Below are 23060 nucleotides of genomic sequence, written 5' to 3'. Positions count from 1 at the left end.
CATGATCCAGGCCGGCGCCGACCGCCACCCTGCCCCGCCAGGGGCTTTGCGGGGCGTCTGGCGGCGGCCTGAGCGGTGCTCAATGGCGCTATCATTGGTCCTTTCCCTTCCTCACCGAACGCGGCGCGCGTCCCCAGCATGGCTCCCCACGACTATCTCAAGAAGATCCTCACCGCACGCGTCTACGACGTGGCCCGCGAGACCGAACTCGAACATGCGCCGAACCTCTCGGCACGGATGCGCAACGCCATTTACCTGAAGCGCGAAGACAACCAGCCGGTGTTCTCGTTCAAGCTGCGCGGCGCCTACAACAAGATGATCAATCTGCCCGCCGACGTGCGGGCGCGCGGCGTCATCACGGCGTCGGCGGGCAACCACGCGCAGGGCGTCGCCTACTCGGCCGCGCGGCTCGGCGTGAAGGCGGTCATCGTGGTGCCGGTCACCACGCCCCAGGTGAAGGTGGACGCGGTGCGCGCCCACGGCGGCCCGACGGTGGAGGTGGTGCAGGCCGGCGAATCGTATAGCGACGCCTACGCGCATGCCCTGAAGATTCAGGAGGAGCGCCAGCTCGCCTTCGTGCACCCGTTCGACGACCCCGACGTCATCGCCGGCCAGGGCACGATCGCGATGGAAATGTTGAGCCAGCACCAGGGTCCCATCCACGCGATCTTCGTGCCGATCGGCGGCGGCGGCCTCGCGTCCGGCGTGGCGTCGTACGTGAAAGCGGTGCGCCCGGAGATCAAGGTCATCGGCGTGCAGACCGAGGACTCGTGCGCCATGGCCAAATCCATCAAGGCCGGCGAGCGCGTGGCGCTCAACGAGGTGGGTCTGTTCTCGGACGGCACGGCGGTGAAGCTCGTGGGCGAAGAGACGTTCCGCGTGTGCCGCGAGACGCTGGACGAAGTCATCACCGTGGATACGGACGCCCTGTGCGCCGCGATCAAGGACGTGTTTCAGGACACCCGCAGCCTGCTTGAACCCGCCGGGTCGCTCGCCGTGGCAGGCGCGAAGCAGTACGCGGAACGCGAAGGCATCGAAGGCGAGACGCTAATCGCGATCACCTCCGGCGCCAACATGAACTTCGACCGCATGCGCTTCGTGGCCGAGCGCGCCGAGGTGGGCGAGTCGCGCGAAGCCGTGTTCGCCGTCACCATTCCCGAAGAGCGCGGCAGCTTCAAGCGGTTCTGCGCACTGGTGGGCACGCGCAGCGTGACGGAATTCAACTACCGCATTGCCGACGCGCAGTCCGCGCACATCTTCGTCGGGGTGCAGATCAAGAACCGCGGCGAATCCGCGCAGATCGCCGCCAACTTCGAGGCGCACGGCTTCGCCACGGTCGACCTCACCGGCGACGAGCTCTCCAAGCAGCACGTGCGCTACATGGTGGGCGGCCGCTCGCCGCTCGCGCACGACGAACGGCTCTTTCGCTTCGAGTTTCCGGAGCGGCCGGGCGCGCTCATGAAGTTCCTTTCTTCGATGGCGCCGAACTGGAACATCAGCCTGTTCCACTACCGCAACCAGGGCGCGGACTACAGCTCGATCCTCGTCGGCATCCAGGTGCCGAAGGCGGAAGACGCCGAGTTCGGCCGCTTCCTTGCCACGCTCGGCTATCCGAACTGGGAAGAAACGGCGAACCCGGTCTACCGGCTGTTCCTGTCGTAACGGCTGCGGCCGCCGCTGGCAAAACAGGAACAGGACCGCACACGCATGACGCTCTCGCTCGCGGACAAACTGGTCGTCGCCATCTCGTCGCGGGCGCTGTTCGACTTCGAGGAAGAAAACCGCGTTTTCGAGACCGGCGACCTGCAAGCCTACGAGGCGCTCCAGCGCGAGCGCCTCACGGTGCCGGCGCGACCCGGCGTGGCGTTCGCGCTGATCCGCAAGCTGCTCGCGCTGAACACCGGCGCGCATCGGGTGGAAGTGGCGATTCTCTCGCGCAGCGACCCCATCAGCGGGCTGCGCGCGTTCAGCTCGTGCCGCGAACACGGGCTCGCCATCGAACGCGGCGTGTTCACGCGCGGCCGCCCGCCGTTCGGTTATCTGAAGCCGCTCAACGCGTCGCTCTTTTTGTCGGCCAATCACGACGACGTGCGAGACGCGCTCGCCGCCGGTTTCCCCGCCGCACGCGTGCTGCCCGAATCGGCGACAATGGCAAGCCGGTATCCGGACGAAATTCGTATTGCGTTCGACGGCGATGCGGTGCTCTTTTCCGACGAAGCGGAGCAGATTTTCCAGCGCGACGGGCTGCGCGCGTTCGTGAGCCACGAGCGCGACAATCGCGAGCTGCCGCTAGCCGTTGGGCCGCTCAAGCCGCTGCTGGAAGCGCTGCACCGTCTGCAGAAACTCGCGGACGAAGCCTCGCCCATGCGCATCCGCACCGCGCTCGTCACGGCGCGGTCGGCCCCGGCGCACGAGCGCGCCATTCGCACGCTGATGGCCTGGAACATCGAAATCGACGAAGCGATGTTCCTGGGCGGCCTCGACAAGGGCGCCTTCCTGCGCGAATTCGAACCGGACTTTTTCTTCGACGACCAGATCCGCCACTGCGAATCGGCCCGCGCCGTCACGGCGACGGGGCACGTCGCGAGTGGCATCGTGAACGCATCATGACACCCGAACAGTCACCGCTCGGCAAACCTGCCACGTACACCGAACAGTACGATCCCACGCTGCTTTTCCCGATTGCGCGCGCCGCGGCGCGTGAAGCCATCGGCATTGGCGCGCAGTTGCCGTTCTTCGGCACCGACATCTGGAACGCCTACGAGCTTTCGTGGCTCACCCCGCGCGGCAAGCCGCAGATCGCCGTGGCCACGTTCTTCATTCCGGCCGACTCGCCGAACATCGTCGAATCGAAGTCGTTCAAGCTCTACCTCGGGTCGTTCGCGCAGACGCCATTCGAATCCATCGAGGCCGTGCGCGACACCATCAAGCGCGACGTGGCGGCGGCGTGCGGGGCCTCGGTGTCGGTGCGGCTGGACCCGCCTGCGGCATTCGCCAAGCTTCAGTTCGAAGAGTTCGAAGGGCTTTCGCTCGACCGGCTCGACCTCGACGCCGACGTCTACCATCCAGACCCGTCGCTGCTGCGCGCGGCACTAGGCGAGGCGCCGGTGGAAGAAACGCTGGTGTCGAACCTGCTGAAGTCGAATTGCCCCGTGACGGGCCAGCCGGACTGGGGCAGCGTGCAGATCCACTACGTCGGCCCGCAGATCGACCAGGCCGGGCTGCTGCGCTACATCATTTCGTACCGCAACCACACGGGGTTCCACGAGCAATGCGTGGAGCGCATCTTCGTGGACATCCTGCGCGAATGCCAGCCGGTGAAGCTTGCGGTCTACGCGCGCTATACGCGGCGCGGCGGGCTCGACATCAACCCGTTCCGCACCAACTACAACCTGCCGATGCCGGACAACGCGCGGCTCGCCCGGCAGTAAGGCCGCGTTATTTCCCGTCCGGCGCCTTGTAGGCCACGCAGTCGATCTCGACCTTGCAGTCCACCACCATGCTCGAGACGACGCAGGCCCGTGCCGGCGGATTCTCGCCGAAGTACTCGCGAAACACCTTGTTGAACGACGCGAAGTCGCGCGGGTCATCCAGCCACACGCCGCAGCGCACGACGTGCTCGGTGCCGTAGCGGGCTTCCTTCAGGATGGCGACCATGTTCTGGATCGCCTTGTGCGACTGCTCGACGATGCCGCCGTTGATGACCTCGCCGTTTTCCATCGGCGTCTGGCCGGAGACGAAGAGCCAACCGTCCGCCTCCACCGCGCGCGCAAACGGCATGTGCTGACCGCCCGTGCCCTTGCCGCCTTCCACACCATAACGCTTCATCGTTTCTGCTCCTGGTCGTTTGTTGGCGCGCGCCGCAGAGCGCAACGCGCGAGAGGAATGCCGTCCCGGCACGCCAGCGCATCGGCCGACACACGCGGGACTTGAACGCTGAATTCAGAACGCGCGCTGCGCCGCTCCCGCCGATGCAGCAGCCTGCGCCGGCACCGCACCGCGCGCCACGAAATGCCCGGCCCGCTCGCCGGACGGCTGACCCTCGCGGTACGACAGCACGCCGTTGACCCACACGGCGTCGATGCCGTCCGCAGGTTGCTCGGGCCGTTCGAACGTCGCGGCGTCGCGCACGCGCGCCGGGTCGAACAGTACGAGATCGGCGTGATAGCCCACGTGCACCTCGCCGCGCTGCGCCAGGCCAAAGCGGCGCGCCGAGAGCGACGTCATCTTGCGCACGGCCTCTTCGAGCGGCATGAGCGCCATGTCGCGCGCATAGTGGCCCAGCACGCGCGGAAAGGCACCCCACAGCCGCGGATGCGGCAGCGGGTCATTCGGCAAGCCGTCCGAGCCCACCATGCTGGCCGGATGCGCGAGGATGCGCCGCACGTCGTCCTCGGACATGTTGTGGTACACCGCGCCCGCGGGTTGCAGGCGCTTCGCGGCATCCGGCTGGCTCACGCCCCACTCCGCGGCAATCTCCTTGATGCGCTTGCCCGCCATTTCGGGATGCGGCTCGGACCACGTGATCGTGATGTCGATGTCGCCCGTCACCTGCTTGAGATCGAGCGTCGACGAACTGCGGTTGTACGGATAGCAGTCGCAACCCACGGGTTGCAGGCGCCGCGCGCCTTCCAGCCGTTCGAGCACTTCGGTACTGCGGCCCCAGTTCGACGGTCCCGCGCACTTGAGGTGCGAGATCACCACCGGCACCTGGGCATGGCGCCCCACGCGGAACGCTTCGTCCATGGCGTCCAGGATGCCGTCGAACTCCGTGCGCATATGCGTGGTGTAGACCGCGCCCGCCGCGGCAAGCGGCTCGGCGAGGGCCAACACTTCCTCCGTCGATGCCGCGAACGCCGAGCCGTACGCAAGCCCGGTACTCAAGCCCAGCGCGCCGTGCGCGAGCGCTTCTTCGAGCTGCGCGCGCATGCCGTCGATTTCGGCGGCCGTGGCCGTGCGGTCCAGCCGGTCCATGTGGTTGTTGCGCAGCGCCGTGTGCCCGACGAGCGCCGCCACGTTCACGGCAGGCCGCGCGGCATTCACGGCGTCGACGTACGCGGCGAAGGTCGGGTACTGGAACGCGTCGCGCTCGCCGAGCAGGTTCATCGGATCGGGCGGCGCGCCCCTGAGCGCCACGGGCGACGCGCTGATCCCGCAATTGCCGACGATCACCGTCGTCACGCCCTGGCTCAGCTTCGGCAGCATCTGCGGCGCGCGGATCACGTGCGTGTCGTCGTGCGTATGGACGTCGATGAAGCCCGGCGCGAGCGCGCGCCCGTTCGCCTCCACGACCTCTTCGGCCAGCCAGTTCGACAGATTGCCGACCGCCGCGATGCGGCCGTTGCGGATAGCCACGTCGCGCTCCACGGGCGGCGCGCCCGTGCCGTCGTACAACTGGGCCCCGACAATCAGCGTATCTGCGGCTTCAGGATGCGAGTGCATGGGTCAATCTCCTAGCGGTTGCCTGTCGCCGCCGCCGCGGTGCGCGTCGAGCGCGTGCTTCATGCGGCGCAGCAGTTCGCGGCTCTCGTCGCCCTGGCTCACGGCGAGTTCGGTGACGAGCACGTCGAGCGCCATCATCATCGCGTAGCGCGACGACGATGGCTTGTAGATGAAATCGGTTTCGAACGCGACGATGGGAATCACCCAGTCGGCCAGCTTCGCGAGCGGCGAGGCCGGCGCCGTGACGGCCACCACCGCGGCGCCGTAGCTGCGCGCGATGCGGCAGTTCTCGACCATTTCGGGCACGCGGCCCGTGGTCGAGAGTGCCACCACGACGCAGTCGCGCGAGAGCGTGCTCGCCACCATGCGTTGCAGCAGCGCGTCCTGGTAGGTCGCGACGGGGCGGCCGAGGCGCACGAGCCGAAAGCGCGCTTCGTCGGCCAGCGCCGTCGAGCCGCCGCCCATGCCGAACACGTAGATCATGCGCGCTTCGCGCAGCGCCGCGGCGGCCTGCGCCACGGGCGCCTGGCGCAGCAGTTGATGGTTGTGCGCAAGCGCGGTCTGCAATTCGTCGAACACGCGCGTGGCGATCGACCCCGCGGCATCCGCAGGCGCCTCGGCATGCAGGAAGCGCTGCCCGACGGCCGCCGCCTGGGCGAGCCGCAGCTTGAGTTCGCGCACGTCGCGGCAGCCCACCGTTTTGGCGAAACGCGTGACGGTGGCCACGCTCACCTTCGCGTCGTGGGCCAGCGCGCCGATGCTCGCGCGCGAGGCGCCCGTCAGGTCGTCGAGAATACGCGCCGCCACCTTGCGTTCCGCCGAGCGCAGATCGGGCGCGCATTCGGCAATGCGCGCGACGATGTCGAAGGTCTGCGGTTCTGTGGCTGAATTCATGGAGAAGGCGGGAACGGGATACAGGACGGCAGCGCAGGTCACATGCCTCGGGTACGGTACGGCATCCAGTACCGGATGCCGGGTAGCGGGTAGGTGGCACCGCACCGCTTCTGGTACTAAATAACATTTACGTCGGCATCGTACTTTCTGTACCATGGCGAAGTCAACTTGGGTTCCGCATAACAACGCGATGGAGCAAGGCGAGATGAAAGTTACAAACTATCAGGGGCGCACGATCGATCCCAACAGCAAGGGCCTCGGCAACGTACCGGGCTCGAGCATCCAGTTGACGGATGCGGGCCGTCTCGAATGGAACCTGCTCGACGAAGACGTGAGCCTGCCCGCCGCCGTGCTCTACGCGGACCGCATCGAGCACAACCTGAAGTGGATGCAGGACTTCGTCGCCGAATACGGCGCGAAACTCGCGCCGCACGGCAAGACCACGATGGCGCCGCAGCTTTTTCGCCGCCAGATCGACGCCGGCGCGTGGGGCATCACGCTCGCCACGGCACACCAGACGCGTGCCGCGTGGCACGGCGGCGTGTCGCGCGTGCTGATGGCCAACCAGCTCGTGGGCCGGCGCAACATGATGATGGTCGCCGAACTGCTCAGCGACCCGGAGTTCGAATTCTTCTGCCTCGTCGATTCGGTGGATGGCGTCGAGCAACTGGGCCAGTTCTTCGGCTCGGTGCGCAAGCAGCTCAACGTGCTACTGGAACTGGGTGTGCCGGGCGGACGCACGGGCGTGCGCGATGCCGCGCAGCGCGACGCGGTGTTGGCCGCCGTCGAACGCTATCCCGATTCGTTGCGGCTCGCGGGCGTGGAAGTCTATGAAGGCGTGCTGAAGGAAGAGAACGAAGTGCGCGCGTTTCTGCGCGAGGCCGTGAGCCTCGCCACGCAACTGGCCGACGCGGGCCGCTTCGCGCGTGCGCCGGCCATTCTCACCGGCGCGGGCTCGGCGTGGTACGACGTGGTGGCCGAAGAGTTTTCAAAAGCCGCCGCGGGCGGCCGCATCGAGGTGGTGCTGCGTCCCGGTTGCTATCTGACCCACGACGTCGGCATCTACAAGAAGGCGCAGAGCGACATCTTCGCGCGCAATCCGGTAGCGCGGAAAATGGGCCAAGGCCTGCTGCCTGCGCTGCAACTCTGGGCCTATGTGCAGTCGATTCCCGAGCCGGACCGCGCCATCGTCGGCTTCGGCAAGCGCGACGCCGCGTTCGACGCCGGCTACCCCGAGCCCGCGCGCCACTTCCGCCCAAGCCGCGACGGCAGCGACCACGGCACGCCGCGCGACATCGCGCCGAACGAAGGCTGGGAGATCTTCGGCATGATGGACCAGCACGCGTATCTGCGCATTCCGCCGGGCGCGGACCTGAAAGTGGGCGACATGATCGCCTTCGACATCTCGCATCCCTGTCTCACCTTCGACAAGTGGCGCGAGGTGCTGATCGTGGATCCGTCGTATCGCGTGACCGAGGTGGTCGAGACGTTCTTCTGAGTGGCGCGAGGACGCGATGAAAACGCGGCGTGGCGCGCCGCGTGAGGCCACGCTAAGCCGCGTCCTGCACTGGAGCAGCCGGCGCGGCGGCCGCCACTTCGGCAATGCGCGCCTCCAGCAAACCGAGGGCTCCGGAAAGGGCCTTCAGCGCGTCCTCCGGCATCGCCGCCATCGTGTCGTGCAGGAAGGCATTGCGACGCGGCAGGCTTTCTTCCATCGCGTCCCGGCCCGCCTGGGTGAGCTTCACGTTCGTGATGCGGTTGTCGCGTTCGTCGGAACTGCGGGCAATCCAGCCCATTCCTTCCAGCAGCTTGAGTTGCCGCGTGAGTGCGCCCGGATCGACGCGCAGCCGCTCCACGAGTCGCTTCTGCGACGACTCGCCGGCCTGGTCGTAGAGCGCGAGCAGAATCCGCCAACGCGGCATCGGGTGGCCAACTTGCGCCTCGAACGCCGACATGAACGCCCGATAGGTGCGGCCAAACTGCTGAACGATGGCGACGCGGTCCTGTTCTTCCATGATGTATGCCGTAATGCCTGAAAACGAAACGTCAGCCGGCCGGCTCGACGCACTGCTCGATGAACCCGCTCATTCGGCGGGAACCGCCGGCTCGATCTGACGCCGTAGTTTAACCGGTGGCACCCGCCGGCTCTGCCAGACGGATATCACCGCCACGGCCGCCGCCAACGCCAGACCCAGGTGGATGGCGGCCACCAGCGCTTCGCGCGCCGTTTCGAGCAGCACGCCGCCGTTGTGGCCCGCCTGCGCCAGCTGCGTGGTGAGCGTGGCCTGCGCCTCATGGTTGATGAGAATCTGCGGGTCGCCCAGATCGCCGAACCACTGCATCGCGTGATCGTTTTCCAGCGCGCTGCGCACGCCGCTCGCGTACATGTGCGTAACGAACGTGCCTGTGATCGCCGTGCCCACCATCCCGCCGATCATGCGCAGCGACTGCAGCAGCGCCGTAGCAATGCCGAGGTGCTCGCGGCCCGCGGTCTGCTGGGCGAAGACCGTGAGATTCGGCATCACGAAACCAAGCCCCAGACCGCCGAAAATCATGAACGACATCAGAAGCGCGTGCGGCATGGCGCGCGTGGCGATCACCACCGCGAGGCACGACACCGCGAGCATGCCGAAGCCGACATAGAGCATGAGGTTCGGATTCGGGATGCGCGACACGATGCGCCCGTTCGCAATGCTGCCGATCGTGATGAACACCACGAGCGGCGTAATCACGAGACCTGCTTCCTTCGGCGACATCCCGAAACCGCCCTGGAACAGCAGCGGCGCGTAGAACAGCAGCGAGAACATCGAGAAGCCGCCCAGCACGGAAAGCGTGAAGAGCGCGTTCAGGCTCCGGTTGCGGAACATGTCGACCGGAAGAATGGCTTGCGGGAAGCGCTTTTCCCATTGCCAAAGCGCCCACGCGGCCACGACGCTCACGGCGAGCAGCGCGACGGCTGCAGCGCTCACGCCGTGCTTCGGCAGGAGTTCGACAAATAGCTGAAGCGAACCGAGCGCCACGGCGATAAGCACCGCGCCCGGCCAGTCGAGCCGCATGCGCCCTTCGTGCGCGACGTGCCGCATGTGCGGCAGGTAGCGCCACACGAAAAAGAGCGAGAGCAACCCTACCGGCAGATTCACGTAGAACACCGAGCGCCATCCCGCGTACTGCGTGAGGAACCCGCCCAGCGAAGGCCCGATCGCGTTCGCGATACCGAACGCCGAACTCATCATCACCTGCCAGCGCAGGCGCACGACGGAATCGGGGAAAAGGTCAGGAATGCAGGCGAACGCGGTGCCCACCAGCATGCCGCCACCAATGCCTTGCAGCCCGCGCGCGAGCACGAGAAACAGCATGCTGTTCGCCATCCCGCACAACACGGAGGCGCCGGTGAACACGACGATCGACGCAATGAGGAATGGCTTGCGCCCGTAATAGTCGCCGAGGCGCCCGAAGATCGGCACGGTGATCACCGAGGCGAGCAGATACGACGTCGCCACCCACGCGTACAGGTCGAAGCCCTTGAGTTCGGCGACGATGGTGGGCAGCGCGGTGCCGACCACGGTCTGGTCGAGCGCAACGAGCATGGTGACGAAGGAGATGCCGAGCATCGCGAGCAGCGACTCCCGGAACGGCAAGACCTGCCCACTCGAATGGTGGGTTGTGGTGTGGACGGCCATTTTTGATAGCGCAATGGTTGACTCGTCAAAGAAATGAAATCATATCACGCCTGGGGGTTCTAATCAGGCTGTGCCCCGCGCGCCTTGCGGGGCTGGCATCGAGGCGTTATTGGGACGTCAGGTCTCTCAGGAGGGGTATGGAGTGGGTTCCCACCACGTCGGCGCAAGCGCTTTGCGCCGACGACATGGCCGCGCTGGCGCGCGCCAAACACGAGCTTGAAAGCCCGCCGCTCACCATGAAGCTGGCGGCGATTGTCGGCGCGCCTTTAGAGAAGGTCATGTTGCGGCTGCCGGCCGTCGCCAACGAGAAGGTGGCGGAAGCGACGCAGTCAGCGCTGCGTAAATGTCTGCAGATTGCGTTGAAGACGCTGCGCAAGTCAGGACATGGCGCGGGGCGAGCCACGAGCCACGTCGGCTCCGGCGCTACAGGCGCAGCGGCTTTGCCGCCCGCCGCGCCCGAAAAGCCCGGCAACCTGCTTCACAAGTTCGCCGTGGCGACCACCGGCGCGGCGGGCGGTGCGTTCGGGCTGCTCGCGCTGCCGGTCGAGTTACCGGTCACCACGACGCTGATGTTCCGCTCGATCTGCGACGTGGCGCGCAGCGAAGGCGAAGACCTGAATTCCACCGACACCCAGCTGCAATGCCTCGCGGTGCTCGGCATGGGCAGCCACTCGAGCACCGACGACGAAGCCGATCTCGGCTACTTCATCATGCGCGGCGCGCTCGCGCAGGCGGTGTCGAAGGCGTCGTCTGAGATCGCGTCGAAGGGCATCACGACGCATGGCTCGGCGGCGCTCGTGCGCCTCGTCAACGCCATCGCGGCACGTTTTTCGGTGCAGGTGAGCGAGCAGGTGGCGGCCAAATCGATCCCGGCGATCGGCGCCGTGCTGGGCGCGATGGTCAACACCGTGTTCATCGATCACTTCCAGCAGGTCGCGCACGGCCACTTCACCGTGCGCCGGCTGGAGCGCAAATACGGCGAAGAGGCGGTGAAGGCGGCGTATCAGACCATCGACATCTCGCTCGCCTGAGCGGCCTGCGCGCGCGTAACGCGGCGCACGAAGCGGGCCGCGTCGTCCAGCGCGAGGCGCGACTCCGGCAGAAATGGCGCGAAGATGGGCCACACGTGCGGCATCTTCGGCCAGATGTGCAGCTCGACCTCCACGCCGGCCGCTCGCGCCTTGTCGGCCACGCGCCGCGTGTCGTCCAGCAGCACTTCCGTGCTGCCGGCCTGCATGAAGAGCGGCGGCAAGCCGTGCAGGTCCGCGTAGAGCGGCGACGCGTAGGGGTGCGTCGGCTCGGTCTCGCCCAGGTAGATCTTCGCCGCGCGCGCAAGCGCGGCGCCGGCGAACATCGGGTCGACGCCGTCGTTCGAGCGCAGCGTCGCGCCCGTTGCGGCCAGATCGGTCCACGGAGAAAACAGGATGCCGCCCGCGGGCAAGGCGTCGCCCGCATCGCGCAGCGCCACCAGCGTGGCAAGCGCAAGGCCGCCGCCCGCCGAGTCTCCGGCCACCACGATGGACTGCGGCGGCGTGCCGTCCGCGATCAACTGGCGATACGCGGCGAGCGCGTCGTCGAGTGCGGCGGGGAACGGATGCTCGGGCGCGAGGCGATAGTCGAGCGAGAAAGCGCGCGCGTCGGCACGGGTGGCGAGGCCGAACACAATGGCGCGGTGCGTCTGCGGCGAGCAGAAGTAATAGCCGCCGCCGTGCAGGTAGAGAATCGTGCGCGTCCCCGCGTGAGAGGTTGCGGCGCCGACGCCTGACGTGTTGGCCGAAACTGCGTTCGCGCGACGCTCGAGCCATTCACCCATGAGCGGCGCGTGCGCCGCGCCGTACTGTTCGCGCAGATGCCAGCCGGGCGGCACGCGCGGCGACCACGCGCGCTTTGCGGTGCGCGCACGGGCAAGCTGCACGTTGATCGACGGTTTGAGCGTCTCGGGGCGAAACTGCCTGCGCAACACCCAGCACGCGAGTGCACTTTGCCAGCTCATCGGTACGGGCTCCATGGACAAGAAACCGCCCATGGTACGCGGGGCAAAATCGAGGCGAGTCGATTGAACGCTCTAGACGTGTTGCCCGCCGAGTGGTGCTGATCAGCGCTCATTGGCGCTTATTGGCACCTACCGACGCCTGTTGGCAACCGCCGATCCCTGCGCGAGGCGGCAACTGCCCCGCGCTCACTCAGTTGGTCAGCCGCACCTGGCCGCGAATCTCGCCGCTGGGGTTCTGCGCCGTATGGACGTTGAAGTACCACTGCCCCGCCATCAAGTCCGTCACCTGTTGTTCGGTCAACGTGGCAGCGCCCTTGATCGGGCTCGCGAGCGCCTGCTTCTCCACCGGCACCTGCACCTTCGCGTTCTGCCCCACGGGCGCGGGACCGTGGAAGTGCGCAGCCGTGACGGGGCTGGAGAGCCCTTCGTAAGTCGCCGTCCATTGCAGCTTTTTCGTGGACGTATCGAACGTCGCGTCCAGCATGCCGTGCCCGTGGCTCACGCGCGGCGGCACTTCACTGGACGGTTCGAGGTCGGCCCTCAACGCGACGGTATCGGCAAAAGCAGCGCCCGAGATCAAGGCGCAAAACGCGACAGCGACCTTCAATGTGCGAAGCACTTTCATGTTGTTCTCCGATTCGGCAATTCTGTCCGATGCGACTCACCACCCGGTCACATTGGAACGGCGCCCTCGCGACGCCTGCCACATGCTAGTGCAAAACACGGTGCGCCGCCGTGCTGCCCGCCCCGCTCCGGGCCCCTGCCGCCGCGATTCTTCCGATATTTTTGAACAGTGCCTTGTCGGATTTGTTCTCGATTTTCGTCGCTCGACCGACTACGCTTCTTCCTGCGAGAAGTGACTCTTCATTGAAGGGTCTCCAAGCTTGAACGCGGCTTCGGCCGCGTTTTTTTTCGCCTGCACGCCCTTCTCGGCGAACAGAAACCGGCGAATTCGTGCGATCAATTCGCCGCGCCCACCGCGCCCATCTTCGCGCGATACGGCCGCGGAAATACCGGCAAGGCGAGCAGCGCACACAGGCTTGCCGCAGCCCAGACGGCGGTCCACGAACCCACCGCGAGCAGCAGCGGAATGGCAAGCGGCGTGAGGAACAACGTCGTGAATGCGCCCGTGTTCCCCATCGCCAGCGCAGTGCCGGCTCGTTGCGTGCCGGCGAGCGTCGCGAGTTCCGTATAAGCCACGCCATGCCACGCGGATGCGCAGACGCCGCCCGCCACGATCGCAACGGCAAACCACATGGCCGCCGCGGAATCGGCATGCGGCACAGCGAGCGTCATCGCCGCGAGCAATGCAAAGAACGCTGCGGTTAGCAGGCTGCACGCACGCATATAGCCGCGACGGTTGCCGTGACGATCGGCCCAGCGCCCACTCCATACGCGCATGATCGCGGCGCCGGTCTGCACGGCAGCCATCGTCGCGCTGATGGTCACGACGCCCGCATGACTGAAGTCGTGCAGAAAGACCGCGGCGAAGGTCACGACGGCGAGCTGCGGCACGCAAAGCGCCGCGATGCCGAGCGTCACGCGCCAGATAGCGGGATCGCGCAGCGGGCTCGTGGCGGCGCGGGCGCGAACCCGAGCGTGATGAGGTTGACGGTACGTCTTCGATACGTGGCCGCTTGCCGAGTTTGTCGATTGAACGGCTGCGGCTTTCTCGTCGGCGCGCTTCAATCCAGCCCCGCCCGTCGCCAGCTCCGGCTCGTACAACCAGCGCCACGCAAAGCCCGCCGTTGCCGCGCACAACACGGCAAGCACGCCATAGACCGCCGAGAACCCATGCGCCGTGGCCAGCGCGGGCAGCATCAACGCACCCAGGCCGCCGCCGGCGGGCACAGCGGTCTGCCGGATGCTCATGGCAAGGCCGCGCTCGCCCTCCTTGAACCAGGCCATGACGGCGCGGCCGCTCGATCCGTTCACGCTGCCGCCCAGCAATCCGACGAACAGTAGCCCCGCAGCGAGGCTCACAAGCGACGGCACATGGCCCGCATGCGGTACGACGAACAGCGCCATGCCGACAAGCGCCGCAGCGGTGCCGCCCAGTCCGAGCAACAGCACGCGACGATCGCCCCAACGGTCCGTGAGCAGCCCCCACGGCAACTCGCTCAGTGCGATGCCGAGGCCCAGCATGCCCAGCACGAGCCCCAGCCCGCCATTGCCGATGCCATACGCGCCGCGCAGCAGCACGGCCGTCGTCGGAATGCCCGAGAACGCCGCCGCGAAGCTCGCGTTGGCGGCAAAGCCCACGCCCAAGACCTTCCAGCGATGATTGCGCCCGCGTACCGCGCCGCGCGCGAAGTTTCCGTTCATGCCTGCCTCCGGTGATTCAGCGAAATCGAATGGAGGCATCGTACGAATGGACGATCTATCGGAAAAGCGGGAAAATTAGATTACTTCCATCGGCCAGACCGAATCATGAATCTGCGTGGTTTTGACTTCGCCCAATTGCGCACGCTCGTTGCGGTCGCCGAAGCGGGCAGCGTTTCGGCGGCGGCCGAGCGAATCTTCCTCTCCCAGTCGTCGGTGAGCGAACAGCTGAAGAAGCTCGAAGACCGCGTCGGCCAGCCGCTCTTCGTGCGCAGCAAGCAGGGCGTGACCGCGACGCCCGCCGGCGTGAAGCTGCTTGCTCACGCAGAGCGGATCCTCGCGCTCTCCGAGGCCGCCTTCGACGACATGCAAGGCCGCGCGCTGGACGGCGAGCTTCGCATCGCGATCACCGACTACTACCGGCCGCACGAAATCGCGCTCGTGCTGAGACGCTTTTCGGAGCAGCATCCGCGACTAAAGCTGCACGTCACCGTGCTGCCGAGCGCCGTGATCGACAGCAGCGTCGGCGACAACACCTTCGACATCGGTCTCTCGCTGCGCATCGTGGCGCCCGCGGGACATGCGGCGGCACGCGGCACAGGCGGAGCGTCGAAACTGGGGAAAGTCGCAACGGGCAGCACCGTGGTGCGGCGCGAGAAGCTGGTGTGGGCGGCATCGGCCGATATGGACACCCGGCGCATGGAGTCGCCGTACCGGCTCGTGCTGCTGCCCGCCACGTGTCAGTTGCAGCGCTACGTCGTGAAGCTGCTTGAGGATCGCAAGGTGCCGTACCTGATCTCGCATTCGGCGTCGGGCGTGGCGGGACTGCAGCTCGCGATGAAGGCCGGGCTGGGCATCTCGTGCCTGAACGAGTCGTCGGTCGGCGCGGGGCTCGTGGCATGCGGGAAGCGCGTGAGCCTACCGACGCTTCCTGCGGTGGAGTTTCATCTGCTGCCGGCTCGCCCCGGCGAGAGCGAGCTGGTGGCGAACGCGCGCACCGTGCTCAGGGAATTGCTGGCGTAGGGGTGGCGCGGAGTTGGCGCAAGCGTGGTGTAGAGGCGAGCGCGGTACTTCCAGGCCAAGAGGCTGACAGCCGCAGGACGCGATGGCCCGTGGCGGAACACCGAGGTCCACTGCAGCAGCCACCGCAACAACCGGCGCCGCGCCATTCAGCTCTGCGCCGCACTCACCAGTTCGGCAAAGCGCATCAGATCGACGTTGCCGCCCGACACGATCACGCCAACCCGCTTGCCCTTCACGTCCACGTTGCCTTGCAGCGCCGCGGCCGCCGCAAGACAACCGGTCGGCTCCACCACGATCTTCATGCGGCTCGCGAAGAACTTCATCGTTTCGACAAGTTCGGCGTCGCTCACCGTCGCGATGTCGTCCACGAGTTGCCGGATCACCGCGAACGTGTACTGGCCGAGATGCTGGGTCTGGGCACCGTCGGCGATCGTCTTCGGCGTATCGATGTGAACGATCTCGCCGCTGCGCAGACTGCGTTGCCCGTCGTTGCCGGCTTCGGGCTCCACGCCGACGATCGTGCAGCGCGGGCTCAGCGCACGCGCCGCCACGGCACAGCCCGACAGCAACCCGCCGCCGCCCAGGCACACCAGCAGCAGGTCCAGTTCGCCCACCTCCTCGATCAGTTCCTTGGCCGCCGTGCCCTGCCCCGCCATGACATGCGGATGGTCGTACGGCGGGATCAGCGTGAGGCCGCGCTCGGCCGCGAGCCGTCGACCCAGCGCCTCGCGGTCTTCGGTATAGCGGTTGTAGAACACCACCTCGCCGCCGTAGCCGCGCGTGGCCGCCACCTTCACGGCGGGGGCGTCCTCGGGCATCACGATCACCGCCTTCACGCCCAGCAGCTTTGCCGAGAGCGCGATGGCCTGCGCGTGATTGCCCGACGAAAACGTGATGACGCCGCCCGCCTTCTGCTCGGGCGTGAACTGCGCGATCGAGTTGTAGGCGCCGCGGAACTTGAACGCGCCCATGCGCTGGAAGTTTTCGCACTTGAAGTACAGCTGCGCGCCGCTCAGCGCGTTCGCCGTGGACGACGTGAGCACCGGCGTGTGATGCGCCACGCCGCGCAGGCGTTCGTGGGCGGCGGCAACGTCGTCGAAGGAAATGGGCATCGCGGTCATGGTCGTTGTTCCGTGCGTTGTTCCGTGCGTTGTTCCGTAGGCAAATAGGTGTAGACGGTGGAGCGCGCCACGCCGAGCGTCTGCGCGACTTCGGCAAAGGCGTGACGCAGGTTCAGCAGGCCGCTGCCGGCAAGCTCGCGCAGGGCGTCACGGCGCTGGGCGAGCGTCATGCCCATGGGCGTCGTGTTGCGCGCAGCGGCAAAACGCTCGAGCGCCGCACGCACATCTTCCACGCGCCGCGGCGCCAGCGATTCACCAACCGGCGCAGCCGCGCTGTCGGTCTGCATCAACTGGCCGAGGCCGGCCGTCACGGCGCCGATCAGCGAGATGTCCATGTTGAGGCAGATGGCCGCCACATAGTCGCCCGCGCTGTTCTTGAGCCCGATCGACGTGCTCTTGGCCGGCCGGCCATCCGGAAAGCGGTTCGCGTAGTTCTGGACGACTTCGGGAAACCCGGGGTTCGTGATGCGAGCCAGACCGAGTTCCGTCACGGCGTCGCCGGCCTGACGGCCGGAGAGATTGTTCGCGATCGCCACCACCGAATGCTCGGGACACGTGAGGTCGTGCAGCACCACCTCGACAAGCGGAGCAAGCGTGCGGCCCAGCGCTTCGACGATCTTCGCGCCTTCGCGCAGGAGCAGCGCGTTTTCGCGTTCGGTGTCGGGCGCGATGGAGCGCCTGGCTGGGGCGGATGTGCGGGTGCGGGTAGGTGGTCGGGCTGGCGGTCGGCTCATGCATGACATTTTGGCGATTTATGACGGAATGTCAATTTCCGATCTCGCACGATCCCGGCAAGCGGCAACATTTTGGCCAAGACGCTGGCACGCGAGCGTGAATAGACTGGCCATCCAGCCGTCCATTTCCGGGGAGGAGCCACGGTGCCGCACTATCTCTGCCACGAGCAGCCCGATCTGCTCGAATTCGAAACCACGATCGTCGATACGCGCCCAGGGGCGGTGCTGCTCGCACGGTCCGCCTTGCATCCCGGCGGCGGCGGACAGGTGTGCGACGCGGCCACCCTGGTCCACGCGGATGGCGAGGTGCGCATTTCCGGCGTGTCGGTGGAAGGCGACGCCTTTTGGCATCTTCTCGACGCGCCGGTCGAATTGCCACGCGAGCGCTCCGTGCACGTCTCGATCGACGCCGATCGACGCTCCACCGTCGCGCAGCTTCACACGGCGACGCATGTCCTCAACGCGCTCGTCTACCAGCGCTTCGCGGGCGCACTCGTGACCGGCGCCCAGATCAACGCCGACGGCACCGCACGAATGGATTTCGACCTGCCAGAAGCCGACAACGATCTGCTGCGAGCGCTGGAAGCGCCGGTCAACGACGTGATCCGCGCGGCGCTCGATGTGCGCATTTACTACGTGAGCGCAGCCGAGGCGCGAGCGACGCCGGGGCTCATCCGAAGCCTGTCCGTGGCACCGCCGCCCACGCCGGACGGCAGCGTGCGGATCGTCGAGATCGGCGATCTCGACCGCCAGGCTTGCGGCGGGACACATCTATCCAACACGGGGCAGTCGCGGCCCGTGCGCGTGGTCAAGATCGAGAACAAGGGGCGCCGGAACCGGCGAGTGAGGATCGAACTGGCGTAGGACGGTTTCTTGTCGGGGCTCGTCCGACGGGGCAAGAAAAAAGCCCGCTCTTCGATGAAGAGCGGGCTTTTAGCCACGCGTGCTGTTGGTCGGCTTTAGAACGGAATATCGTCATCCATCTCGTCAAACCCGCCGCCGGCCGGCGCGTTCGACCGACCCGCACCGCCGCCCTGGCTGCCGCCACGCGACGCGCCGCCGCCAGCCGCACGGCCACCACCACCGCCGCCGCTGCGTTCGGCCGGTTCGCGGTAGCCGCCGTCGTCGCCACCCATCGAGGCGCCGCCGCGGCCGCCCAGCATTTGCATCTGGTCAGCGACGATTTCGGTCGAATAGCGGTCGGTGCCGTCCTGCGCCTGCCACTTGCGCGTGCGGATGCGGCCCTCGATGTACACGGAGGAGCCCTTCTTCAGGTACTCCGACACGATTTCAGCAAGTCGCCCGAAGAACGCCACGCGATGCCATTCCGTGGCTTCCTTCATTTCGCCGCTTGCGCGGTCCTTATAGCGGTCCGTCGTGGCAAGCCGGATGTTCGCCACCGCGTCGCCACTCGGCAGGTAGCGTACTTCGGGATCGGCGCCGAGGTTACCGACGAGAATGACCTTGTTCACGGATGCCATGTGTTTCTCCTGTTGATTCCGTTGCAGGCGGCGCTGTGCGAGGGTGTTGCGCGCGGACGGTCCCGTGCGAAGCGGCGCCGCGACAGGCCCGCTTCAGGCGAACCTGCCACCGCGCTGCGCGCGATCGCCGCCCTGTGTGCTCAATATGGATTGTGGCGCCGGCCAGTCACGCCCTGCGCGGCGGCGCCTTCATATTGGCGGCGATTATAAGCCAGCACAATACGAGGCCCGAACATGCGTAAAACACGCTGTTCTGGCCGCTCGACTTCAGCAGCCAGCCGCCCAGCATGCCGCCTAGCGCGAGGCCGATGGACTGCGTGGTGTTGTAGACCCCGGCCGCGGCACCCTTGCGGTTGCCGGGCGCCAGTTTCGAGACCAGCGACGGTTGCGACGCCTCGAGAATGTTGAAACCGAGGAAGTACACGAACAGAATCGCGGCCACAGCCAGAATGGTATGCGGCGCAGCGCCGAGTAACAGCTGTCCGATCAGGATAAGGGCGATAGCGGAAAGCAGCACCACCTTCATCTTCCCGCGCTTCTCGGCGGCAATAATGGCCGGCACCATCATCACGAACGCGAGGCCCATCACGGGCAAGTAGACCTTCCAGTGCGACGCCACGGGCAGGCCGCCCGCTTCCAGGATGCGCGGCACGACGAGAAAGAGCGCGGTCTGGGTGGCGTGCAGCACCAGCACGCCGAAGTTCAGCCGCAGCAGCTCCACGTTGTGCAGCACTTCTGCGAACGGCGCGCGCACGTGCACAGGCTTGGGAGCATCCGGCACGACCCAGAGCACCACGCCGATGGCGAGTATCGAGAACACGCCCACCAGCGAGAAAAGCCCGCTCATGCCCACCCAGTGAAACACGATAGGCGCGCCAACGATGGCCACCGCGAACGACACGCCGATGCTGCCGCCCACCATCGCCATGGCCTTGGTGCGGTGCTCCTCGGCGGTGAGGTCGGCGATGAACGCGATCACGGCCGACGATATGGCACCCATTCCCTGGATCACGCGCCCGACGATCACCCACGCAATGTCGTGCCCGAACGCGGCCACGAAGCTGCCTATCGCGAAGATGGCGAGGCCGGTCGCGATCACGGGCTTGCGGCCCACGCGGTCGGAGACCCAGCCGTAGAAGATATAGAGCAGGGATTGCGTCGCGCCATACGCGCCCAGCGCGATGCCGACGAGCAGCACGTTGTCGCCGCCGGGGATCGTTTTCGCGTAGATCGAAAACACCGGCATGATCATGAAAAGCCCGAGCATGCGCAGCGCGAAGATGGCTGCAAGCGACACGGTGGCCCGCAATTCGGGCGCGCTCATGCGTGAGGAAGTGGCAGACGGATTGGACATCGGGAGAGCGCAACGGCGCGCCTGCAGGCTGTCAGCAAGCCGTAACGGCGGTCTGGAAAAGTCGCTATAGTAGCAGGTTTAGCCTTCCCTTCTCCCGCAGGTTCATGGAACAAATCCGTATCCGTGGGGCCCGTACCCACAACCTGAAAAACGTCAATCTCGATCTGCCGCGCCACAAGCTCGTCGTGATCACGGGGCTTTCGGGCTCGGGCAAGTCGTCGCTCGCGTTCGACACGCTCTACGCCGAAGGCCAGCGCCGCTACGTCGAGAGTCTGTCGGCCTACGCGCGCCAGTTCCTGCAACTGATGGAGAAGCCGGACGTCGATCTGATCGAGGGGCTTTCCCCCGCCATTTCGATCGAGCAGAAGGCGACCTCGCACAATCCCCGCTCCACGGTGGGCACGGTCACCGAAATCCACGACTACCTGCGGCTGCTCTACGCGCGCGTCGGCACGCCGTACTGCCCGGACCACGAAATTCCGCTCGAGGCGCAAAGCGTCTCGCAGATGGTGGACGCCGCCCTCGCGCTGCCGGAAGAAACCCGGCTCATGATCCTTGCGCCCGTGGTGGCCAACCGCAAGGGCGAACACACCGAACTCTTCGACGAGATGCAGGCGCAGGGCTTCGTGCGGTTCCGCGTGCGCTCGGGCGGCGGCACCGCCAACGAGGGCGAAGCGAAAATCTACGATGTGGATTCGCTGCCCAAGCTCAAGAAGAACGACCGGCACAGCATCGACGTGGTGGTGGACCGCCTCAAGGTGCGTCCCGACATGAAGCAGCGCCTCGCCGAATCGTTCGAAACGGCCCTGCGCCTCGCGGACGGCCGGGCCATCGCGCTGGAAATGGATACGGATCGCGAGCACCTCTTCAGCTCGAAGTTCGCCTGCCCGATCTGCTCGTACTCGCTCCAGGAACTGGAGCCGCGCCTTTTCTCGTTCAACAACCCCATGGGCGCCTGCCCGGAATGCGACGGCCTGGGCCAGATCACGTTCTTCGACCCGAAGCGCGTGGTGGCGCATCCGTCGCTCTCGCTCGCCGCGGGTGCCGTGAAGGGTTGGGACCGGCGCAACCAGTTCTACTTCCAGATGCTGCAGAGCCTGGCGGCGTTCTACGAGTTCGAAATCGACACGCCGTTCGAAGACCTGCCTGAAGAGATCCGCAAGATCCTGCTGTACGGCTCGGGCAAGCAGGCCATTCCGTTCTCGTACATCAACGAACGCGGCCGCACGTCGGTACGCGAGCACGTGTTCGAAGGGATCATTCCGAACCTGGAGCGGCGCTACCGCGAGACGGATTCGGTCGCCGTGCGCGAGGAACTGGCGAAGTATCAGAACAACCAGGCGTGCCCTGCCTGCGAAGGCACGCGGCTGCGCCGCGAAGCGCGCTTCGTGCGCATCGGCGCCGGCGAAGACGCCCGCGCCATCTACGAAGTGAGCGGCTGGCCGCTGCGCGACTCGCTCGGCTACTTCCAGACGCTGCGCCTCGAAGGCGCGAAGCGCGAGATTGCCGACAAGGTCATCAAGGAAATCGTCGCGCGGCTCATGTTCCTCAACAACGTCGGGCTCGACTACCTCTCGCTCGAACGCAGCGCTGAAACGCTCTCGGGCGGCGAGGCGCAGCGTATCCGGCTCGCCTCGCAGATCGGCTCGGGCCTCACGGGCGTGATGTACGTGCTCGACGAGCCCTCCATCGGCCTGCACCAGCGCGACAACGACCGGCTCATCTCCACGCTCAAGCACCTGCGCGACCTCGGCAACTCCGTGATCGTCGTGGAGCACGACGAAGACATGATCCGCATGGCGGATTACGTCGTGGACATGGGCCCGGGCGCGGGCGAGCACGGCGGCATGATCATCACGCAGGGCACGCCGCAGCAGGTCGAGGCGGACGCGGCCTCGCTCACGGGCCAGTACCTGGCCGGCACGCGCCGCATCGAGTACCCCGACGAACGGCGCGACCCGGACGAGCGCCACCTGCGCATCATCGAGGCTTACGGCAACAATCTGAAGCACGTCACGCTCGATCTGCCGGTGGGCCTGCTCACCTGCGTGACGGGCGTGTCCGGCTCGGGCAAGTCCACGCTCATCAACGACACGCTGTATCAGGCCGTGGCGCAGCACCTGTACGGCTCGTCGACGGAACCGGCGCCCTACGAGGCGATCGAGGGCCTCGAGCACTTCGACAAGGTCATCAATGTCGACCAGTCGCCGATCGGCCGCACCCCGCGCTCGAATCCGGCCACGTACACCGGCCTCTTCACGCCGATCCGCGAGCTGTTCGCGGGCGTGCCCTCCGCCAAGGAGCGCGGCTACGACCCCGGCCGCTTCTCGTTCAACGTGAAGGGCGGCCGCTGCGAGGCCTGCCAGGGCGACGGCGTGCTGAAGGTGGAAATGCACTTCCTGCCCGACGTCTACGTGCCCTGCGACGTCTGCCACGGCAAGCGCTACAACCGCGAAACGCTCGAAGTGCTCTATAAGGGCAAGAACATCAGCGAAGTGCTGGACATGACCGTGGAGCACGCGCACGAGTTCTTCAAGGCCGTGCCGGTGGTAGCGCGCAAGCTGAAAACGCTGCTCGACGTGGGCCTCGGCTACATCCGGCTGGGTCAGTCGGCCACCACGCTTTCCGGCGGCGAGGCGCAGCGCGTCAAGCTCTCGCTGGAACTGAGCAAGCGCGACACCGGTCGCACCCTCTATATCCTCGACGAACCGACCACGGGTCTGCACTTCCACGACATCGCCCTGCTGCTCCAGGTGATTCACCGACTACGCGACCAGGGCAATACGGTCGTTATCATCGAGCATAATCTCGATGTCATCAAAACCGCCGACTGGGTCATCGATCTGGGTCCGGAAGGCGGCGCCGGCGGCGGCCAGATCATTGCTCAGGGCACACCGGAGCAGGTAGCGAAGTCGAAGGCAAGCTTCACGGGCAGGTATCTGGCGCCGCTGCTCAAGCGCCCGGCCGCGGTTGCAGCCGCGAAATGAATGGGAAATCCCCCAGCGGGAAAACCCGA

General features: G+C 66.5%; 21 protein-coding genes. 9 read left to right on the top strand and 12 right to left on the bottom strand.

All coding sequences use genetic code 11. The features are described from left to right. The first annotated feature begins 138 nt into the window (after positions 1 to 138). Genes ilvA through queF form a run of 3 tightly spaced genes read left to right on the top strand, consistent with a single transcriptional unit; the run spans position 139 to position 3431 of the window. The gene (ilvA, locus tag P2869_RS01620; protein ID WP_277597272.1) at positions 139 to 1662 is read left to right on the top strand and encodes a threonine ammonia-lyase, biosynthetic; all 1524 of its coding nucleotides are present in this window, start codon (positions 139 to 141) and stop codon (positions 1660 to 1662) included. Positions 1663 to 1707: 45 nt separating this feature from the next. Further along, positions 1708 to 2610, top strand: a complete 903-nt coding sequence (locus P2869_RS01615) for a 5'-nucleotidase (RefSeq protein WP_277597271.1) — start codon at positions 1708 to 1710, stop codon at positions 2608 to 2610. Beyond that, on the top strand, positions 2607 to 3431 hold the full coding sequence (gene queF, locus P2869_RS01610) for an NADPH-dependent 7-cyano-7-deazaguanine reductase QueF (protein ID WP_042299456.1): 825 nt from the start codon (positions 2607 to 2609) through the stop codon (positions 3429 to 3431). The genes P2869_RS01615 and queF overlap by 4 nt, the downstream gene beginning before the upstream one ends. A 7-nt stretch (positions 3432 to 3438) precedes the next feature. Here the strand turns inward: queF and P2869_RS01605 are convergent, their stop codons facing one another. From P2869_RS01605 to P2869_RS01595, 3 genes are all read right to left on the bottom strand, one after another. Next, a complete protein-coding gene (locus tag P2869_RS01605) occupies positions 3439 to 3828 on the bottom strand; it encodes a RidA family protein (RefSeq protein ID WP_277597270.1) in 390 nt (129 codons plus the stop codon). Between the two features lie 114 nt (positions 3829 to 3942). Continuing rightward, a complete protein-coding gene (locus P2869_RS01600; RefSeq protein ID WP_277597269.1) occupies positions 3943 to 5442 on the bottom strand; it encodes a D-aminoacylase in 1500 nt (499 codons plus the stop codon). Between the two features lie 3 nt (positions 5443 to 5445). After that, entirely contained in the window at positions 5446 to 6336 is an 891-nt protein-coding gene (locus tag P2869_RS01595) for a MurR/RpiR family transcriptional regulator (protein WP_277597268.1), read from the bottom strand. Positions 6337 to 6541: 205 nt separating this feature from the next. Here P2869_RS01595 and P2869_RS01590 point away from each other — a divergent pair, with 205 nt between their 5' ends. Next, the gene (locus P2869_RS01590) at positions 6542 to 7834 is read left to right on the top strand and encodes an amino acid deaminase (RefSeq protein ID WP_277597267.1); all 1293 of its coding nucleotides are present in this window, start codon (positions 6542 to 6544) and stop codon (positions 7832 to 7834) included. A gap of 52 nt (positions 7835 to 7886) precedes the next feature. Here P2869_RS01590 and P2869_RS01585 read toward each other — a convergent pair whose 3' ends face one another. After that, the gene (locus P2869_RS01585) at positions 7887 to 8351 is read right to left on the bottom strand and encodes a MarR family transcriptional regulator (protein WP_017772677.1); all 465 of its coding nucleotides are present in this window, start codon (positions 8349 to 8351) and stop codon (positions 7887 to 7889) included. Between the two features lie 69 nt (positions 8352 to 8420). Beyond that, on the bottom strand, positions 8421 to 10016 hold the full coding sequence (locus tag P2869_RS01580; protein ID WP_277597266.1) for an MDR family MFS transporter: 1596 nt from the start codon (positions 10014 to 10016) through the stop codon (positions 8421 to 8423). A 137-nt stretch (positions 10017 to 10153) separates the two neighbouring features. Here P2869_RS01580 and P2869_RS01575 point away from each other — a divergent pair, with 137 nt between their 5' ends. Continuing rightward, entirely contained in the window at positions 10154 to 11047 is an 894-nt protein-coding gene (locus tag P2869_RS01575; protein ID WP_277597265.1) for an EcsC family protein, read from the top strand. Here the strand turns inward: P2869_RS01575 and P2869_RS01570 are convergent. Together P2869_RS01570 and P2869_RS01565 are read right to left on the bottom strand one after the other, a co-directional pair. Then, entirely contained in the window at positions 11020 to 12009 is a 990-nt protein-coding gene (locus P2869_RS01570; protein ID WP_277597264.1) for an alpha/beta hydrolase, read from the bottom strand. The genes P2869_RS01575 and P2869_RS01570 overlap by 28 nt on opposite strands. Positions 12010 to 12199: 190 nt before the next feature. Next, complete coding sequence (locus tag P2869_RS01565; protein WP_017772673.1) at positions 12200 to 12634, bottom strand: CHRD domain-containing protein; 435 nt, start codon at positions 12632 to 12634, stop codon at positions 12200 to 12202. On the opposite strand from P2869_RS01565, the gene P2869_RS01560 reads away from it, so the two are divergent. Continuing rightward, entirely contained in the window at positions 12633 to 12869 is a 237-nt protein-coding gene (locus P2869_RS01560; protein ID WP_152494926.1) for a hypothetical protein, read from the top strand. The genes P2869_RS01565 and P2869_RS01560 overlap by 2 nt on opposite strands. A 100-nt stretch (positions 12870 to 12969) precedes the next feature. Here the strand turns inward: P2869_RS01560 and P2869_RS01555 are convergent, their stop codons facing one another. Continuing rightward, complete coding sequence (locus P2869_RS01555; RefSeq protein WP_277597263.1) at positions 12970 to 14334, bottom strand: MFS transporter; 1365 nt, start codon at positions 14332 to 14334, stop codon at positions 12970 to 12972. A 105-nt stretch (positions 14335 to 14439) separates the two neighbouring features. On the opposite strand from P2869_RS01555, the gene P2869_RS01550 reads away from it, so the two are divergent. After that, entirely contained in the window at positions 14440 to 15354 is a 915-nt protein-coding gene (locus P2869_RS01550; protein WP_277597262.1) for a LysR family transcriptional regulator, read from the top strand. A gap of 146 nt (positions 15355 to 15500) precedes the next feature. On the opposite strand, the gene P2869_RS01545 is transcribed toward P2869_RS01550, so the two are convergent. Further along, complete coding sequence (locus tag P2869_RS01545; protein WP_277597261.1) at positions 15501 to 16475, bottom strand: threo-3-hydroxy-L-aspartate ammonia-lyase; 975 nt, start codon at positions 16473 to 16475, stop codon at positions 15501 to 15503. Further along, the gene (locus P2869_RS01540) at positions 16472 to 17209 is read right to left on the bottom strand and encodes a PAS domain-containing protein (RefSeq protein WP_277597260.1); all 738 of its coding nucleotides are present in this window, start codon (positions 17207 to 17209) and stop codon (positions 16472 to 16474) included. The genes P2869_RS01545 and P2869_RS01540 overlap by 4 nt, the downstream gene beginning before the upstream one ends. Before the next feature lie 144 nt (positions 17210 to 17353). On the opposite strand from P2869_RS01540, the gene P2869_RS01535 reads away from it, so the two are divergent. Next, positions 17354 to 18073 carry an alanyl-tRNA editing protein gene (locus P2869_RS01535; RefSeq protein ID WP_017772667.1) on the top strand — a complete coding sequence of 240 codons (720 nt, stop codon included), beginning with the start codon at positions 17354 to 17356 and terminating at the stop codon, positions 18071 to 18073. Positions 18074 to 18168: 95 nt separating this feature from the next. On the opposite strand, the gene P2869_RS01530 is transcribed toward P2869_RS01535, so the two are convergent. Together P2869_RS01530 and P2869_RS01525 are read right to left on the bottom strand one after the other, a co-directional pair. After that, positions 18169 to 18690 (bottom strand): single-stranded DNA-binding protein, encoded by a 522-nt coding sequence (locus P2869_RS01530; RefSeq protein WP_277597259.1) that lies wholly within the window; start codon positions 18688 to 18690, stop codon positions 18169 to 18171. A 166-nt stretch (positions 18691 to 18856) separates the two neighbouring features. Further along, positions 18857 to 20014, bottom strand: a complete 1158-nt coding sequence (locus P2869_RS01525) for an MFS transporter (protein ID WP_126877714.1) — start codon at positions 20012 to 20014, stop codon at positions 18857 to 18859. 134 nt (positions 20015 to 20148) lie between these two features. Here P2869_RS01525 and uvrA point away from each other — a divergent pair, with 134 nt between their 5' ends. Continuing rightward, the gene (gene uvrA, locus P2869_RS01520; protein WP_277597258.1) at positions 20149 to 23031 is read left to right on the top strand and encodes an excinuclease ABC subunit UvrA; all 2883 of its coding nucleotides are present in this window, start codon (positions 20149 to 20151) and stop codon (positions 23029 to 23031) included. Positions 23032 to 23060 lie beyond the last annotated feature (29 nt).

It is taken from the genome of Paraburkholderia sp. SUR17 (assembly GCF_029536165.1).
GTDB classification, from domain to species: domain Bacteria; phylum Pseudomonadota; class Gammaproteobacteria; order Burkholderiales; family Burkholderiaceae; genus Paraburkholderia; species Paraburkholderia kururiensis.
This window is presented reverse-complemented; position numbering and strand designations above follow the sequence as displayed.